This is a genomic window from Gilliamella sp. wkB7 (genome assembly GCF_001693435.1).
Classification (GTDB): Bacteria; Pseudomonadota; Gammaproteobacteria; order Enterobacterales; family Orbaceae; genus Gilliamella; species Gilliamella apicola_N.
This window is the reverse complement of sequence record NZ_CM004509.1, coordinates 1,794,462-1,812,167: the sequence shown is the minus strand read 5'-3', so window position 1 is coordinate 1,812,167 and position 17,706 is coordinate 1,794,462. Positions and strand designations below refer to the sequence as shown.

Sequence of the window (17,706 nt, the reverse complement as noted above, 5' to 3'; positions counted from 1 at the left end):
TTGTTAAATGTCATCAACTTTATGGCCAGTTAAGGCTTGACGAATTGATCTATCCATACGTTTAGCAGCAAACTCTTGTGTCATATTATCAACAATCTTAATATGCTTTTTGATAGCATCACTATCATCTAATTCACTTACTGCCTGTAACTGATGCTTAGCGATTAAAATCTGATTAAGCTGTTGCTCATTTAACAGATCAGCATCTTTATCTAAAGCACTTTGTAAACTCTCTAGTACTCTAGCCGCTTCAACCTTTTGTTCGGCAAGCATTCTTACTTGTTTATCTTGCTGGGCATAATTGATTGAATCTTGAATCATGTTAGCAATTTCATTATCAGTTAGACCATAAGATGGCTTAACTTGAATCGCAGCTTCAACACCTGTTGATTTTTCCATTGCAGTAACATTTAATAAACCATCAGCATCAACTTGAAAAGTAACACGAATATGTGCCCCGCCAGCAGGCATTGGGGGAATACCTCTTAGCGTAAAACGAGCTAACGATCGGCAATCTGCAACACTTTCACGCTCGCCTTGTAACACATGAATCATCATAGCTGTTTGGCCATCTTTAAATGTGGTAAATTCTTGAGCTCTTGCACATGGTATTGTGCTATTACGAGGGATGATTTTTTCCACTAATTCCCCCATTGTTTCTATTCCTAAAGATAAAGGAATGACATCAAGCAATAACATCTCTGAATCGGGCTTATTACCAACCAGAATATCAGCTTGTATTGCCGCACCAATAGCAACAACTTTATCAGGATCAATGGAAGTTAAAGGCTCTTTTCTAAAAAAATCACCCACTAATTGTCGAACTAAAGGGACACGAGTTGATCCTCCGACCATGACAATTTCAACCACTTCATCAATATTGATTTCAGCATCTCTTAATGCTCGGCGACAAACCGCCAAAGTTCGTTTAACTAAAGGTTCAATTAAGTCTTGAAATTGTTGACGCGTTATAGTTAAAGATTGACCTTCTATATTGGCTAAAGCTAAGTCTTGCTGACTTAATGCTATTTTTATTTTAACTGTTTCATCGATAATTTTTTGGTTTATATAGGGATCAGTATTATTTTCTAAACCTAATTGATTTTTTAAATAATCAGCAAGCAATCGGTCAAAATCATCACCTCCTAGCGCTGAATCACCACCGGTTGCTAAAACTTCAAATACCCCTTTATGTAGACGCAAAATAGAAATATCAAATGTACCGCCACCTAAATCATAAACTGCAATAACGCCTTCTTTGTCAGTATCTAAACCATAAGCGATAGCAGCAGCAGTTGGTTCATTTAATAATCTTAAAACATGCAGCCCAGCTAATTTAGCCGCATCTTTAGTTGCTTGCCGTTGCGCGTCATCAAAATAGGCTGGCACTGTGATTACAGCACCATCAATTTCACCACCTAAACTCTGTTTTGCACGTTGAGCTAAAGCGATCAAAATTTCCGAGGAGACTTGTATTGGGTTAACTTGATTATTAGGCAAATTCAATAATGGAACACCATTATCCGTTTGTGAAAAAGTATAAGGAAAATGTACAGCATCAACATCAGATAAGTTTCTACCCATTAACCGTTTAACAGAACTCACCGTGTTTTGAGGATCATTTACAGCATTAGATTTTGCATGCTTACCAACGGTAATAACAAGATTATCATCAACATCTAAGCCGTAATGAACTACTGAAGGTAATAGAAAATCATTATCCAAATCTGGTAACACTTCGGTTTGTCCGCTACGCACAGTAGCAACTAGTGAATTAGTTGTCCCCAAATCAATTCCCACAGCTAAACGGCGCTGATGAGGTTCAGGAGTTTGTCCAGGTTCACTAATTTGTAATAATACCATTTGAATTGTCTCTAATTGATATATGCTTAATTAAAATTATAAAGCATATTGTTTTTCTTGTAACTTTTCGATTTGTTCTATCAATCTAGTTAAATAGCGGATTCTAAAGATTTGATTAAGGGCAGTTTCCCAATCTTGTTTGTTAATAAATTCTAATAATTCTTTATAAACATCACGTTGACGCGCAAAAACTTCCGAATGAAAGTTATCTAATATAACAAAATCATCCTGACTTTCAATATCTTCTAATTTTTCACGTAAAACAAATTGTTCCATTAAAAAATCAGCATCATGAATGATATTTTGCTCAGTTGCCACATCAAGACCTTGCAAAGACAACAAATGTTCAGCAGCTTTAATGGGATTTTTCAGTGTATGATAACCGTCATTAATCATTGCTGATTTTTGTACCATCATCATTTTATCGTTATCATTAGCAGTGGCAAAATTATCTGGATGATATTGTCTTTGTAATTGTTGATAATGCGCTGTTAGTAACGAAACATCTACTGGTAGCTTAACAGGTAAATCAAATAGTTCAAAGTAATTAGGCATGTTCATTACCCCAATTACACATTAAAGCTTTCACCGCAGCCACATTCATTTTGCGCATTGGGATTATTAAATTTAAAACCTTCGTTTAATCCTTCTTTAACAAAATCCAGTTCGGTACCATCGATATAAACTAAACTTTTTTTATCAACAATGACTTTAACATTTTTATCTTCAAACACACTATCATCATCGTTAATAATATCAGCAAACTCTAAAACATATGCCATACCAGAGCAACCGGATGTTTTAACGCCTAACCGCAATCCTACCCCTTTTCCTCGATTGGCAAGAAAAGCCTGAACACGATTAGCGGCGCTATTTGTTAGTGTAATTGCCATTAACTTTGACCTTTTTTAGTTTTATAGTCATCAATTGCTGCTTTAATTGCGTCTTCCGCTAAAAGCGAACAGTGAATTTTAACAGGTGGTAACTCAAGTTCTTTAGCAATATCTGTATTTTTGATTGCTTGCGCTTCATCCAAAGATTTACCTTTAATCCACTCAGTAACTAAAGAACTTGATGCAATTGCACTACCACAACCATAAGTTTTAAATTTAGCATCTTCAATTATACCGTCATCATTTACTTTGATTTGTAAACGCATAACATCACCACATGCCGGTGCACCAACCATGCCACTACCAACATTAGGATCATTTTGATCAAAAGAACCAACATTACGAGGGTTTTCATAGTGATCAACTACTTTTTCACTGTATGCCATAATTTACTCCTAATTTTAATGGGCTGACCATTTGATTTTGCTTAGATCAACACCATCTTTGAACATTTCCCAAAGTGGAGATAATTCCCTTAATTTACCAATAGAATCTTTAATTAGTTTAATAACATAATCTACTTCTTCTTCAGTACTAAATCGACCAAATGAGAATCGAATTGAGCTATGTGCAAGTTCATCATTAAGGCCAAGTGCTCGTAATACATAAGATGGCTCTAAACTTGCAGAAGTACATGCTGAACCGGATGATACGGCTAAATCTTTTAAAGCCATCATAAGTGACTCACCTTCAATATAAGCAAAGCTTACATTTAATATATTAGGGACACTATGTTCTAAAGAACCATTAAGATAAACTTCTTCGATATCTTTTAAGCCATTCCATAAGCGATTTTTTAACGCTAATAAACGTGGCATTTCAGTTGCCATTTCTTCTCTAGCAATACGATATGCTTCGCCCATACCAACGATTTGATGCACTGGCAACGTACCAGAACGCATACCGCGCTCATGACCACCACCATGCATTTGCGCTTCAATACGAACACGAGGTTTACGTCTAACATAAAGTCCACCAATCCCTTTTGGCCCATAAATTTTATGTCCAGAAAATGACATAAGATCAACTTTTAATTTAGACAGATCAATGGGTAATTTACCAACGCTTTGGGTTGCGTCAACATGAAAAACAATACCTCTTTCACGACACATCTCACCAATTTTTTCGATATCTTGAATGACACCAGTTTCATTATTGACATGCATAATTGATACAACGGTTGTATCACTGCGCATGGCTGCTGCAAGCTTATCTAAATCCAGTATCCCATTAGACTCTGGAGCCAAATAAGTCACTTCATAACCTTCACGTTCAAGTTGACGACAAGTATCAAGTACCGCTTTATGTTCCGTTTTACAAGTAATAATATGTTTACCTTTAGATTTATTAAAATGCGCTGCACCTTTAATAGCTAAGTTATCAGCTTCCGTTGCTCCAGAAGTAAATACAATTTCGCGGGAATCAGCACCAATAAGATCTGCAATTTGATTTCGAGCAATATCAACCGCTTCTTCGGCTTGCCAACCAAATTTATGAGAACGAGATGCAGGATTACCAAAAATACCATTTGGTGTTAAATACTGCATCATTTTTTCAGCAACTCTAGGATCAACGGGTGTTGTAGCTGCATAATCCATATAAATAGGTAATTTCATTAATTACTCCCAATAACAAATTCTGTATTTTATTTTTTAATTAATGCTGACGTGTCGTATATTACTTTGTCGATTAGCTACGGCTTTAACTTCATTATTATTGACTAATTCGCTAAGTGTAATACTGGTTAAAAAGTCTTCAATTCGCTCACTTAAATCATTCCATAGTGTATGAGTTAGACATCTAACACCACCTTGACAGCCATCTTGACCGTGACACTTAGTTGCATGTACCGTCTCATCAACGGCTTTTACAATTGAGCTAATCGCAATTTGATCCATTGACCGACTCAGCACATAACCCCCACCAGGGCCTCTAACGCTGGTTACTAAACCATTTTTTCGTAACCGCGCAAATAATTGTTCAAGATAAGAAAGTGAGATTTCTTGACGTTCTGAAATATCGGCAAGTGATACAGGTCCTGAATCAGAATGTAATGCTACATCCAACATTGCAGTTACCGCGTATCTTCCTTTTGATGTCAATTTCATTAATCATCCCCCTATGTGTTATAATATTTATTGTATATATCCTTTTATTTTAGTCAAGTATTTAGTTGACTATTTTAGTGGGAATTATCCTCTCTTAGTTCATCATCGACGAAACACAATGAAATATGCTAATCTAGTTAGATAAATTCATATGGGAGCTAAAGGATGAAATTGGTATCACGTTACTTATTGATAATAAGTTTAATATTTACAAGTAACGCTTTCGCAAATAACTCTCAAAAAATGTTACGAGAAAATTATCAAAAATGGATTAACTCATATCAATCGTTAAGTTTTCAAGAACAAAAAACATTACTTGCAACCATAAAAAATTATCCATTATATCCTTACGCTGCTGTGCAATTTTTTCAAAAAAATATAAAAGTTGTCTCCCCTGATGTAGTTAGCGATTTTGTAAAGAAAAATCAGGATTTTCCTTTAACAAACTCTTTAACACAATCCTACTTGAAAGAGTTAACAAATCGCCAAGATTGGAGTTCAATAATTTCATTCCCAAAAGATAATTCAATATCTTCTAATTGTCGCTACCAATATGCTTTACTCATGAAAAACGGAGATAAATCAGTTTTTAAAGATGTAGAAACACTTTGGATGACAGGAAAAGATCTTTCTTCTGCATGTGATCCATTACTTAATGCTTGGGCTAAAGCCGGTAAACGAACAAACAATTTAATATTATTACGTGTTGAATTGGCAGTTGAAGCGAATAATTTAAAATTAGCTCGGCATCTAACAAATTTATTAGATGAGGATTACAAAACAACTAAAAGTAATTTACTAGCTTTATTTGATAATCCGAGAAAATTAGACAATTTTTCAAAAAATATTAAAGCGAGTTCTTTTACTAAAAAGATTATTTTAGCATCATTTTCTCGTTTAACTAAAGTCGATATAGAATTAGCTGAGACCTTATTACCACAATTCATCAAACAGCAAAAATTAAATGAAAATGAACAAAGTTTATTGCAAAAAAGTTTAGCAAACCGTTACTTTAATGATTCAGCCACTTATGAACAAATTAAATGGCGAGATAATTATATTGCAAAAAGCCATGATTTATCTTTGGTTGAAAAACGTATTCGTTTAGCTATTGATGAAAATAATTACAAGGATATTGCTTATTGGTTAGAACAACTATCACCAGAAGATCAATTAAAAGAAGATTGGCAATATTGGAAAGCACGAGTGTTATTAAAAAATAATCGAAAAAAAGAAGCTAATAGTATTTTACAAACACTCACAGTTAAACGTGGTTTTTATGGTATGATCAGTGCGCAAACGCTGAATCGACATTATTCTCTTAATAATCAATCAAAAAAAATTACTCATACCGAAATTTCAGCATTAAAGTCTAAGTTTGATGATAAACCATTTGTGAAAAGAATTAATGAATTACGTAGTTTAGGAATGTTGCCAGAATCAAGCAGAGAATGGCGATATATGCTAAATAATCAAGTGGATAGTAATGAATATCTAAAATTGGCTCAATATGCTTTACATAAAGGTTGGGGAGATCTAAGTATTCAAGCAACGATTGTAGGCAAATTATGGAATAACTGGACTGAACGCTTGCCCATCATGTACCAAGACTTATACCATGATACCCTAAAAGATAAAGCTATCCCTCTTTCTTATGCTTTAGCTATTTCTCGTCAAGAAAGTGCGCTTGATACCTCGGTACAATCTTCAGCTGGAGCCAGAGGCTTAATGCAACTGATGCCTGCAACCGCTAAAGAAACAGCTAAAAAAATGGGCTTACTTACTTATGCTTCATCAACACAACTGTTCGATCCTGAAATCAATATACAATTGGGTAGTTACTATTTAAATTCAGTTTATCTACAAAATGGTAATAATCGGATATTATCTTCAGCTGCTTATAATGCTGGACCTAATCGCGTTAAACGATGGTTAAAAGAGAGTGGTGGAAAACTTGATGCCGTTGCTTTTATTGATAGTATTCCATTTACTGAAACACGTAATTACGTGAAAAGTGTTTTAGTGTATGACTATATCTATCAAATAATCTTAGGTAAAAAAAATCCACATATTTTGACTCAGCATGAATTTAATAAACAATATTAATGGTGACTATAATGAAAACTAACGAATGGCAACAAACCGTTAAGCTATTACACCAAGCATTTAATGATGGTTATTCAATTGATATATTAAAATTATTAATGACCGCCGATGAGCGCGATGCATTGATAACTCGAGTAAAAATCGTACATTCATTACTTGATGGTTCAATCAACCAACGACAACTAAAAGATCAACTAAAAATAGGCATTGCTACAGTAACTCGAGGTTCTAATAGTCTAAAAGAGGCAACACCTGAATTTAAAAAATGGTTAGAGAATATTCTATTAAGCTCAGATAACTAAAACACTAGCTAATATCTATTCGTTACACTTGTAACAATCAGAGTTATAAATTTTGTTGGATATTAACCTCAGTTTCTGTAACAACTGGCACACAGTAATCACATTCCATAGTCTTAATATCTTTAACAGAGGCAACCGTATCATCATGAAGATTATGATGGATTTCGATTAAACAGCTGGAACTACGTAACCGAACTTTTAGAGCTGGCATTGCGGCTAAATGTACTTGAGAAATGAAATCTCTAAAGTTATCTGGTGAACCAATATATTTAAAGCAAAGATATAATCCACCTTCACTGACAACTTCTTCAATATGTTCAAGATTATTATTATGATCTAACGCAATAGTATAAAGTAATTCTTGTTCATTGGTATTATCTTTACTTTTTAATATGCGACTAAAAGCATAGATTTTATCAGGCAAATCTTCGTTTTTATTTGTACAACGGGATAAATAATTATGAAAAAACTGTGTTCTAAGTCTATTTTCTTCGTCTAATAATTGCCCTAAATTACAATTATTTTTGAAAGAAATTCCCCAAAAAGTCTGTTTCGGCATATCAACAAATTTGGGTTCAGGTAGTGAAAGCTGATTTTTATTAAGCTCAATTGCTGGTGTTAATCCTGCTGGATCCCAAAATTCACCTCGACGATAACTTGCTGGAGTTTCATTGAACTGTTTTTTAAAAGATCGGGTAAATGTTTGTTGCGAATCAAAACGATATTGCATAGCAATGTCTAAAATGGGTTTACTGGTCATACGCAAAGAGAGCGCTGCATAAGTTAAGCGACGATGACGAATATAAGTTCCAAGAACTTGACCCGTCACTTCTTTAAACATACGTTGTAGATGCCACTTTGAATAACCAGACTTTTGCGATACATTATCAATAGACAATGGCTGTTCTAAATTTTTCTCAATCCAAACGATAAGATCTGAAATAATACTAACTTGATTCATAAAACCCCATCATAAAGTGAACAGACACATAACCCTTGATTATGACTTAATCCCAGCAATAAGCAAGTTTTAAATAAAAATTATTTTCCATGCATTTTAACAAAATGAATGTGTACCTGCTTGATGTTCAGTAATATCTTTCACTCCTGCAAGCTCAGGAAATTCAACCATTAGTTGCTTTTCGATACCTTCTTTTAAAGTATAATCAACCATTGAACAACCATTACACCCACCGCCAAATTGTAAGATGACATAGTTATCATCGGTCAAATCAACTAAATTTACGCGCCCACCATGACTTGCCAACTGAGGGTTAATCTGCGCTTGAATCACATAGTTGACTCGCTCAATTAACGGAGCATCATCAGCAACTTTTTTCATTTTAGAGTTTGGTGCTTTTAATGTTAACTGTGCACCAAATTCATCTGTCACATAATCAATTACAGTTTCCTCCAAAAATGGGGCACTAAATTCATCAATATACACTGAAAAATCTGCATACTTTTCTTCTATATCATTATCTTCAACTGTATCGGCCGGACAATACGAAACTCCACATTCTGCACTAGGCGTACCCGGATCCATAACAAATACTCTAATTTGTGTGCCTTCTGGTTGATTAGCAAGCAATTTTTTAAAGTGCTGTTGAGCTGATTCAGAAATAGTAATAATAGACATAACTCCTCACTTTAACACCATTTATAATAGTTGACTAACTTTCTTGGTTATTATAGGGACTGTTTAGGATTTTACAATACCGTTCGACATAAACAAATTATCTGAACACGGGTTGCTCCACACTGTTTTAATTGCTTACTAATAGCATTTATAGTATTACCAGTAGTAACAATATCATCAATAAGCATCACTGATTTATTAGCAACATTTTGGTTACAAACAAAAAGTGTCTCAACATTGCTCATTCTTTGTTTAAGTGATAATTTCTTTTGATCTGTTGCATTTTTCTTTCTTGATAACAGATGAGGATAAAAATCACAATTTAACCATTTAGCAATAGGCTTTGCCAACAATTCGGCTTGATTATAGCCTCGTGACCAATATCGAAGATGATGCAAAGGCACACACGTAACCAAATCTGGTTTAGCTAAACCTTCTATTTCTCGTCGTTGATACCATGCTAAAAACATTAATCTCGCTAATGCTAGGCTTAATTCAACTTTTTTATAAAATTTTAATTGATGAATTAAGTTTTTCAATGGATGAGTATATTCACTAACAGCAATAAGTTCGTCCCAATAAGGTTTATGTTCTCGGCATCGATAGCATACATTCGTTGATAATGAATGGGGTAGACAACATTGGCAACAAATTTTATTGAATTTAGGTAGATTTTTAACACATTGACTGCAAATACCATGATGAGATAAAAATAAAGGCATATTACATAAAATACAACGCATATAGTTTACTTTTTTGTAAAAAAGTTTCAGGTTAACATAACGTTTCAATATAAAAATGGCTTATTCGTTTCGCTCAATATCAAAATTAATATGGATACGAATTAAAACGTTATACCAAAATCACAACCAAATAAGTTTATTTATATAAATATTTTAAAAAACTTGTAATTAACAAAAAATAAAATTGCGATCTATGACACATAATTTCATCTGATTTTACATAAAAATTATTTAAAATAATCAAATATTAGGTATAATCAACCAACTATATTGGATTAAGGAAATAATATATGAAAAAAATCAAATTATTATTTATATCATTGCTATTAACTCTTTTTACTAGTGTTGTTTTCGCTGACACTAAAGTTTTATTACAAACGAGTCTTGGTGATATTGAAATTGAATTAGATAGTGAACATGCGCCAATAACCACGAAAAACTTTCTTGATTATGTTAACAGTGGATTTTATGAAAATTTAACGTTCCATCGCGTCATACCTGGTTTTATGATTCAAGGTGGTGGTGCCGATGATCAATTAAAATTTAAAGATGGTAATGCTCCGATAAAAAATGAAGCAAATAATGGTTTAAAGAACAATCGTGGCACAATAGCCATGGCAAGAACGAGCGATGTGGATAGTGCAACTAGCCAATTCTTTATCAACACAGTAAACAACGAATTTCTTAATTACCAATCACCTGAAAATTATGGTTATGCTGTTTTTGGTAAAGTGATTAAAGGAATGGATATTGTTGATAAGATTGTAAATGTAGCAACTCATCGTGTAGGACCTCATCAAAATGTACCTGTTGAGCCTGTTTATATTAAAAAGGCAACTATTATTGAAGAAAAACAATAAATTATTTAAAAAGAGATGAAAACCTAAAAAAACCATCTTAATCATTTAAGATGGTTTTCCTCAAAAATTTAATTATTTTTTAATTTATTACAAGCTTTTTCAAATCCCAGATCACAAGACTGATTTAAATAATTTTTAGCTAAAGATTTATTCTGCTCAACCCTATCACCTTCATAATACATAAAACCTAAAACAGTCTGAGCATTTGCATCTCCTTGTTCTGCTTTTTGTGTGCATTTTTCCAATACTTTCTCATAATTCTTTTTTTCAAAATCAATATTGCATTGACTTGCATATATTGAAAAAGAACAAAGGGATAATAACCCAAAAGATAAAAATTTTTTCATTGTATTTCCTATACATGTTTAAAGAAGAATTAATATTTTTTATTTACCTATTATATATAAAAGTATATATCAAAAATAATCGCCATTATTGATTTTCGTAATTACCAATCACCTGAAAATTACGGTTATGCCGTTTTTGGTAAAGTGATTAAAGGAATGGATATTGTTGATAAGATTGTAAATGTAGCAACTCACCGTGTAGGACCTCATCAAAATGTACCTATTGAGCTGGTTTATATTAAAAAGGCAACTGTTATTGAAGAAAAACAATAAATTATTTAAAAAGAGATGAAAACCTAAAAAAACCATCTTAATCATTTAAGATGGTTTTCCTCAAAAATTTAATTATTTTTTAATTTATTACAAGCTTTTTCAAAGCCCAACTCACAAGACTGTTTGAAATAATTGTTAGCTAAAGATTTATCCTGCTCAACTCCATCACCTTCATAATACATAATTCCTAAATTGTATTGTGCTGATGATACATCTTGTTCGGCTGCTTTAGTAAACCAAAATGCAGCTTTTTGTTTGTCTTGTTTTATACTCTCATCTTTACCATACATAAGCCCTAAATTAAATTGTGCACTCGCGAAACCTTGTTCCGCTGATTTTGTATACCAATAAATAGCCTTTTGTTTATCTTGCTTTATTCCATCACCTTTTTCATACATAAAAGCTAAATTATATTGTGCTTTTGTATCATTTTGTTCTGCTGCTTTAGTAAACCAATAAACAGCTTTTTGTTTATCTTGCTTTATTCCATCACCTTCATAATACATAAGTGCTAAGTTAAATTGTGCACTCGCGAAACCTTGTTCCGCTGCTTTTGTATACAAATATACAGCTTTAAGTTTATCTTGCTCTATACCGTCGCCTTCATTATACATTTTTGCTAAATTATTTTGAGCATTGGATAAACCTTGTTCTACTGCTTTAGTAAACCAATAAACAGCCTTTTGTTTATTTTGCTTTATGCCATTACCTTGATCATACATAATTGCTAAATTATTTTGGGCATTGGATAAACCTTGTTCTGCTGCTCTTGTATACCAATAAACAGCTTTTTGTTTATCTTGCTTTATTCCATCACCTTCATAATACATTTGCCCTAAATTAAATTGTGAGATGGATAAACCTTGCTCTGCAGCTTTTGTATACCAATATGCAGCTTTGACTTTATCTTGATCTATACCATCACCTTTATAATACATAAAACCTAAAACAGCCTGAGCATTTGCATCTCCTTGTTCTGCTTTTTGTGTGCATTTTTCAAATGCTTTCTCATAATTCTTTTTTTCAAAATCAATATTGCATTGACTTGCATATATTGAAAAAGAACAAAGAGATAATAACCAAAAAGATAAAAATTTTTTCATTGTATTTCCTATACATGTTTAAAGAAGAATTAATATTTTTTATTTACCTATTATATATAAAAGTATATATCAAAAATAATCGCCATTATTGATTTTCGTAATTATCAATCACCTGAAAATTACGGTTATGCCGTTTTTGGTAAAGTGATTAAAGGAATGGATATTGTTGATAAGATTGTAAATGTAGCAACTCACCATGTAGGACCTCATCAAAATGTACCTGTTGAGCCGGTTTATATTAAAAAGGCAACTGTTATTGAAGAAAAACAATAAATTATTTAAAAAGAGATGAAAACCTAAAAAAACCATCTTAATCATTTAAGATGGTTTTCCTCAAAAATTTAATTATTTTTTAATTTATTACAAGCTTTTTCAAAACCCCGCTCACAGGACTGTTTAAAATACTTATTAGCTAATAATTTGTTTTGCTCAACCCCATTACCTTTATCATACATAATTCCTAACCTGTATTGTGCTTCAGGGACGACATTCCGCTCCGCTAATTTAGTATACCAAAATGCTGCTTTTTGTTTATTTTGTTCAACTCCATCACCTTCATCATACATAAGAGCTAACTCAAATTGTGAATTGAAGTCATTTTGTTCTGCAGCTTTTTCATACCAAAATATCGCTTTTTGTTTATCTTGTTCTATTTTATCACCTTGATTATACATATATCCTAACTTGTTTTGTGCCTCTATATAACCTTGTTCAGCTGATTTTATATACAAAGTTAAAGCTTTTTGTATATTTTGTTCAACGCCATGACCATATTCATACATAATAGCTAAATTATGTTGTGATGGGGGGTCATTTTGTTCTACAGCTTTCTCATACCAAAATAACGCTTTTTGGGAATCTTGTGTTTCATCATCACTTTGATCATACAATATGCCTAGAGCATATTGTGCATCTACATAACCTTGTTCGGCTGATTTTGTATACCAATAAATAGCCTTTTGATATAGTGCCTTATCTTGCTCAACTCCTGTTGTAGCATCAAAATATAAGTCACCTAAAAGATACTGCGCTTTTGAACTACCTTTTTCTGCTTCTTGTGTACATTCAATAAGTGCCTTTTCATAATTTTTATTTTCAAATTCTGTTGTACAATCCCCCGCATAAGCAGCAAAAGAAAATAAGATAGGCATAACTAATAGTAATTTTTTTATGTTCATGATATTCCTTATATATTCATAAATTTTTTAAAATTTTATTCAATTAATCATAAATTTATTAAAAATCATTTTAATACATTTAACAAATTAGCAAGCGTTCTTATCCCAATGCCTGTTGCTCCAGTTGCCCATAAAGCGGTTGCGCTTTTGCGGAATGTAGCTGAACAGTCAATGTGTAGCCAATTTTGTTTATAATTTTTTATAAAATGGGACAGAAATGCGGCGGCAGTGCTTGCACCAGCGGTATTCGGTAATCCAGAATTTGCCATATCAGCAAACGAGGATGGAAATTGACAACGGTGAAAATCAGCTAATGGTAATCGCCAAAATGCCTCATGTTCAGCTTGGCTACTTGCTAATAACTGATTAGCAAATTTGTCATCAAATGATAGTAATGATTGATAATCGTTACCTACAGCAATTTTTGCTGCACCAGTAAGCGTTGCGCAATCAATGATATAATGAGGATTATCATTATCTGCATTAATTAATCCATCAGCTAAAACCAAGCGACCCTCGGCGTCGGTATTATCAACTTCAACTGTTTTACCATTACGATAACGAATAATATCACCTAGTTTGAATGCATTACCACTTACCAAATTATCAGCACAGCATAAATAAAGTTTGATGCGATGATTGACTCCGCGAGCAATAGCAAGAGCCAAAGCACCAGTCACCAATGCCGCGCCACCCATATCCGATCGCATTGATTCCATAAAACTACTTGGTTTTAAACTATAACCTCCAGAATCGAAAGTAATCCCTTTCCCGACTAGGCAAGCAATAATTGGTGCTTTTGGATTTTTAGTCGGATTATAATCAAGCTCGAGTAAGGCAGCTGGTCTGTCAGAACCTTTACCAACTGTGTAGATGCCCATATAATCTTGTTCTTTTAGTGCTTCTCCTGAAATAATGTTATAGGAAATATCAGAGGAATAATTGCTAATTAATTTTGCACTTTGCGTTGCTAATTCTAAAGGACTTAATGTTTCTGCTTGTTGATTAACAATATCTCGACACCAATCAATGATGGCTAAGCGATTTTTTAGTTCTTGCTTATCTTTCTTATTTAATTTTGCCCAACTGACTTTATTATTGTTTTTAGCATTACGATAACCAATCCAAAAATGCCAACATGACTCTAAATCCCAATTGTCACCACTAAGTTTAACTGATTTAATACCTTGATTATCTAATTTTCGTGCAGCTCGCTGAATGGCACCATGTCGATGCTCGGGTTGATAATGAATGGTAACAGCATCTTCTGAAAAACTGAGTAATGCATCTTTACCCCACTTTGATGGAGCAGGTTTTTCCGAAAGTAATATAGATAAAGTCGACATAATAAATTCCTCAAACAATAATAATGCAAAAACGGTGAATCAATTCTAATCAGAAACATGTTAATATAGCAAGCAAAGTTAAGCATAAATAAGGACCTATAATGACATCAGTTGTACAAATCAAAAATGGAATCAATTTTCGTGACTTAGGTGGCATTAAAACCAGTGATGGTCGTCAAATCCGCTCAGGAATGTTGTATCGTTCAGGTGAATTTTCACGCCTTAATGATAGTGAAAAAAACTTTTTATCTGATGAGCTTAATTTGCATTATGTATTAGATTATCGAGATCAACATGAAATTGATCGTAATCCCGATAATCTTTGGAATAACAGTCAATATATTAATGTGCCTGCAAACCCATTAAGTGATGAAATTACAGCAAGCCTAACCAGTGATGATATTTTCGTTATGAAAAAATACTCACCTTTTGATTTTATGGTTAAACTTTATCAATTATTACCATTTAATAATGTAGCATATAAAAAGCTAATATCGCTGCTGCTCAATGCCAACGGTAAACCGTTAGTGCAACACTGTGCAGTAGGTAAAGATAGAACAGGTGTAGGTGTTGCCTTAACCCTATTTGCATTGGGTGTGAGTGAAGAAGTGGTTATGCAAGATTATTTACTCACCGAACGCTATTTAAATGATTATCGTGAAGCCATACTTAGTCAAAATAAAAATAAATTATCATCAGAAGAATTTGAAAAACAAAAAACTATTTTCGCAGCTAAAGAAGAGTTTTTAAGTGCGGCTATTGATGAAATCAAAAAACGATATGACACAATCGACAATTGGTTAATTAAAGAATATCAATTAGATGATAAAAACAGGAAAATTCTTCAAGATATTTACCTAATTTAAATAAAATAAGGGGTTTACTATCCCCTTATTAACAATCATGTTACCTTTATTATAAGTAAGTTGGAATTACTTATTACAAGTATAGAATAAACTCATTTCATTAACACTATTACAGGATCAATATCGAACAGCATATTTATTTACTAAGATTGTAAGATAAATTCGGTGATAGGTTTATTATGATTAACAGCAAGATGAACTGATGCAACTTGCTGATATTGATAATAAAAATGTTGACCAAATGGTGCACTGATCAACTGCTTTTCAATATCTACTTTTACTGATTTTATTTGCCAGACGCCTTTAGCATATAATTTAAGTGCTGATTCTTTTAAAGTCCAAAGCTGCCAAAAGGCCGTTAAGGTATCTGCTTGTTGCATCATCCACTGATACTCAGCATCCGCAAAAAAGTTTTTGGCTACATCTAAGTAATTTTTACGTGGGCGAGCAACTTCTATATCAAGTCCAACTCTACCATCTAACGATATTGCAACCGCTACCCAATCTTGACTATGACTGATATTAAAATCAGGAAGATTGCGATCTAAAAAACAAGGTCGATTATTATCACCTATGACCATAGTTGGTAAAATAGCAATTTGACAATACTGATTAAGCAAGCTAGCTAAGATTGAACGACAGACTAAAAACTGTTTTTTACGTCTGCCATTGAATAATTCAGCATCGTTAATGATCTTTTTTGATAATAGTGAATAGTTCACTTCCACCGTGTCTAAATGGGCAAGTTGGACAATTAACATTTTATATAAGCCATTTTAAACAAAAATTATTTTTTACTATTTTAACAGCATGCTATGCTAACTGTTATCGAAATTTATTAGATCAATAAGGATGCATCATGTCATTACAAACAGAATTAGTTCATGCCGGTCGAAAAAAACGTTATACCCAAGGTGCAGTCAATTCAGTTATTCAGCGAGCATCATCGCTGGTCTTTGACTCATTAGAAGCCAAAAAAGAGGCAATGGAAAATCGAGCTAAAGGAGCGCTATTTTATGGTCGTCGTGGCACGCTAACTCATTTTGCCCTACAAGATGCAATGGCCGAAATTGAAGGTGGTGCAGGCTGTTACCTTTATCCATGTGGTGCAGCAGCCATTGCTAATGCCATCTTAGCTTTTGTAAAAAAAGGCGATCATATCCTTGTATCAGAAGCCAGTTACGAACCAACACAAGAATTTTGTGAACATATATTAAAAGATTTTGGGGTCGAAACAGATTATTTTTCACCTTTGATTGGACGGTATATTACCAATCATATTCAACCAAATACGAAAGTAGTGTTTCTTGAATCACCAAGTTCCATTACTATGGAAGTACACGATGTGCCAGCTATAGTTAAAGCGATTCGCAGTGTTAATCCAGAAATTGTTATCATGATGGATAATACATGGGGAGCAGGTGTTTTATTTAAAGCTTTAGAGCATGATGTAGATATTTCTATTCAATCTGGTACAAAATATTTAATTGGGCATTCCGATGCAATGCTAGGTACAGCCGTTGCCAATCAACGTTGTTGGGATACCTTGCGTGAACGTTCTTATTTAATGGGACAAATGTGTGATGCAGATACCGCCTATATGGCAGCTCGTGGATTACGAACTCTAGCGGTTAGACTCAAGCAACATCACGAAAGCAGTTTAAAAGTGGCAAACTGGTTAGCCAATCATCCTAAAGTTGCAACCGTTAATCACCCTGCATTAGCAAGTTGTAAAGGGCATGAGTTTTTTAAACGCGATTTTAGCGGTGCTAGTGGCTTATTTTCATTTGTACTTAAAGATCATTTAAGTTATATTCAATTGTCTGATTTTTTAGATAATATGACTCACTTTTCAATGGCTTATTCATGGGGTGGATTTGAATCATTAATTTTAGCCAATCAACCTGAAGATCTAGTAAAAATACGACCAGTATCCGGTGTTGATTTCACAGGTACACTAATCCGGTTACATATTGGTCTTGAAGATCCTGATGATTTAATTGCCGATCTTGCTGCAGGCTTAGATAGAATCAAATTACATAAAAACAAAGTTAATGCGTTACAAAGTTTAGTGTAAAT

General features: G+C 33.3%; 21 protein-coding genes. 7 read left to right on the top strand and 14 right to left on the bottom strand.

What is annotated here, in order from left to right:
* Positions 1-3: 3 nt before the first annotated feature.
* From hscA to iscR, 6 genes are read right to left on the bottom strand one after another with little or no spacing between them, the layout of a single operon-like run.
* Positions 4-1,863, bottom strand: coding sequence for a Fe-S protein assembly chaperone HscA (gene hscA / locus A9G17_RS07910; RefSeq protein ID WP_065738251.1), 1,860 nt, complete (start codon positions 1,861-1,863; stop codon positions 4-6).
* Positions 1,864-1,899: 36 nt separating this feature from the next.
* Entirely contained in the window at positions 1,900-2,418 is a 519-nt protein-coding gene (hscB, locus tag A9G17_RS07905; protein WP_065738250.1) for a Fe-S protein assembly co-chaperone HscB, read from the bottom strand.
* Between the two features lie 14 nt (positions 2,419-2,432).
* Positions 2,433-2,756 (bottom strand): iron-sulfur cluster assembly protein IscA, encoded by a 324-nt coding sequence (gene iscA, locus A9G17_RS07900; RefSeq protein WP_025314377.1) that lies wholly within the window; start codon positions 2,754-2,756, stop codon positions 2,433-2,435.
* On the bottom strand, positions 2,756-3,142 hold the full coding sequence (gene iscU, locus A9G17_RS07895) for a Fe-S cluster assembly scaffold IscU (protein WP_025314376.1): 387 nt from the start codon (positions 3,140-3,142) through the stop codon (positions 2,756-2,758). The genes iscA and iscU overlap by 1 nt, the downstream gene beginning before the upstream one ends.
* A 15-nt stretch (positions 3,143-3,157) precedes the next feature.
* Complete coding sequence (locus A9G17_RS07890; RefSeq protein WP_065738249.1) at positions 3,158-4,372, bottom strand: IscS subfamily cysteine desulfurase; 1,215 nt, start codon at positions 4,370-4,372, stop codon at positions 3,158-3,160.
* A 36-nt stretch (positions 4,373-4,408) separates the two neighbouring features.
* Positions 4,409-4,864, bottom strand: coding sequence for a Fe-S cluster assembly transcriptional regulator IscR (gene iscR, locus A9G17_RS07885; protein ID WP_039127725.1), 456 nt, complete (start codon positions 4,862-4,864; stop codon positions 4,409-4,411).
* A 165-nt stretch (positions 4,865-5,029) separates the two neighbouring features.
* Between iscR and sltY the strand changes: the two genes are divergently transcribed.
* Positions 5,030-6,970, top strand: a complete 1,941-nt coding sequence (gene sltY, locus A9G17_RS07880) for a murein transglycosylase (RefSeq protein WP_065738248.1) — start codon at positions 5,030-5,032, stop codon at positions 6,968-6,970.
* A gap of 11 nt (positions 6,971-6,981) precedes the next feature.
* Positions 6,982-7,272 carry a trp operon repressor gene (gene trpR, locus A9G17_RS07875; RefSeq protein WP_216354586.1) on the top strand — a complete coding sequence of 97 codons (291 nt, stop codon included), beginning with the start codon at positions 6,982-6,984 and terminating at the stop codon, positions 7,270-7,272.
* A gap of 43 nt (positions 7,273-7,315) precedes the next feature.
* Here trpR and robA read toward each other — a convergent pair whose 3' ends face one another.
* The 3 genes from robA to A9G17_RS07860 form a co-directional block, all read right to left on the bottom strand.
* Positions 7,316-8,233, bottom strand: coding sequence for an MDR efflux pump AcrAB transcriptional activator RobA (gene robA, locus A9G17_RS07870; protein WP_039127734.1), 918 nt, complete (start codon positions 8,231-8,233; stop codon positions 7,316-7,318).
* Between the two features lie 96 nt (positions 8,234-8,329).
* On the bottom strand, positions 8,330-8,911 hold the full coding sequence (gene nfuA, locus A9G17_RS07865) for a Fe-S biogenesis protein NfuA (protein ID WP_172397793.1): 582 nt from the start codon (positions 8,909-8,911) through the stop codon (positions 8,330-8,332).
* Positions 8,912-8,982: 71 nt separating this feature from the next.
* On the bottom strand, positions 8,983-9,654 hold the full coding sequence (locus A9G17_RS07860) for a phosphoribosyltransferase family protein (protein ID WP_065738246.1): 672 nt from the start codon (positions 9,652-9,654) through the stop codon (positions 8,983-8,985).
* A gap of 290 nt (positions 9,655-9,944) precedes the next feature.
* Between A9G17_RS07860 and A9G17_RS07855 the strand changes: the two genes are divergently transcribed.
* On the top strand, positions 9,945-10,514 hold the full coding sequence (locus A9G17_RS07855; protein ID WP_065738245.1) for a peptidylprolyl isomerase: 570 nt from the start codon (positions 9,945-9,947) through the stop codon (positions 10,512-10,514).
* Positions 10,515-10,582: 68 nt separating this feature from the next.
* On the opposite strand, the gene A9G17_RS07850 is transcribed toward A9G17_RS07855, so the two are convergent.
* Positions 10,583-10,861: a tetratricopeptide repeat protein gene (locus tag A9G17_RS07850; protein WP_065738244.1), complete on the bottom strand. Its 279-nt coding sequence runs from the start codon at positions 10,859-10,861 to the stop codon at positions 10,583-10,585.
* 156 nt (positions 10,862-11,017) lie between these two features.
* Between A9G17_RS07850 and A9G17_RS13460 the strand changes: the two genes are divergently transcribed.
* A complete protein-coding gene (locus A9G17_RS13460; RefSeq protein ID WP_081301721.1) occupies positions 11,018-11,134 on the top strand; it encodes a peptidylprolyl isomerase in 117 nt (38 codons plus the stop codon).
* 68 nt (positions 11,135-11,202) lie between these two features.
* On the opposite strand, the gene A9G17_RS07845 is transcribed toward A9G17_RS13460, so the two are convergent.
* A complete protein-coding gene (locus tag A9G17_RS07845; protein ID WP_065738243.1) occupies positions 11,203-12,237 on the bottom strand; it encodes an SEL1-like repeat protein in 1,035 nt (344 codons plus the stop codon).
* Between the two features lie 156 nt (positions 12,238-12,393).
* On the opposite strand from A9G17_RS07845, the gene A9G17_RS13455 reads away from it, so the two are divergent.
* Positions 12,394-12,510 (top strand): peptidylprolyl isomerase, encoded by a 117-nt coding sequence (locus A9G17_RS13455; protein WP_081301720.1) that lies wholly within the window; start codon positions 12,394-12,396, stop codon positions 12,508-12,510.
* A 68-nt stretch (positions 12,511-12,578) separates the two neighbouring features.
* On the opposite strand, the gene A9G17_RS07840 is transcribed toward A9G17_RS13455, so the two are convergent.
* Entirely contained in the window at positions 12,579-13,415 is an 837-nt protein-coding gene (locus A9G17_RS07840) for a tetratricopeptide repeat protein (RefSeq protein WP_065738242.1), read from the bottom strand.
* Between the two features lie 65 nt (positions 13,416-13,480).
* The gene (pepB, locus tag A9G17_RS07835) at positions 13,481-14,761 is read right to left on the bottom strand and encodes an aminopeptidase PepB (RefSeq protein WP_065738241.1); all 1,281 of its coding nucleotides are present in this window, start codon (positions 14,759-14,761) and stop codon (positions 13,481-13,483) included.
* Between the two features lie 101 nt (positions 14,762-14,862).
* On the opposite strand from pepB, the gene A9G17_RS07830 reads away from it, so the two are divergent.
* Positions 14,863-15,627, top strand: coding sequence for a tyrosine-protein phosphatase (locus tag A9G17_RS07830; protein ID WP_065738240.1), 765 nt, complete (start codon positions 14,863-14,865; stop codon positions 15,625-15,627).
* Between the two features lie 143 nt (positions 15,628-15,770).
* Here A9G17_RS07830 and A9G17_RS07825 read toward each other — a convergent pair whose 3' ends face one another.
* Positions 15,771-16,388, bottom strand: coding sequence for a 4'-phosphopantetheinyl transferase family protein (locus A9G17_RS07825; protein WP_065738239.1), 618 nt, complete (start codon positions 16,386-16,388; stop codon positions 15,771-15,773).
* Positions 16,389-16,486: 98 nt separating this feature from the next.
* Between A9G17_RS07825 and metC the strand changes: the two genes are divergently transcribed.
* The gene (gene metC / locus A9G17_RS07820; RefSeq protein ID WP_065738238.1) at positions 16,487-17,704 is read left to right on the top strand and encodes a cystathionine beta-lyase; all 1,218 of its coding nucleotides are present in this window, start codon (positions 16,487-16,489) and stop codon (positions 17,702-17,704) included.
* The last annotated feature ends 2 nt before the right edge of the window (positions 17,705-17,706 follow it).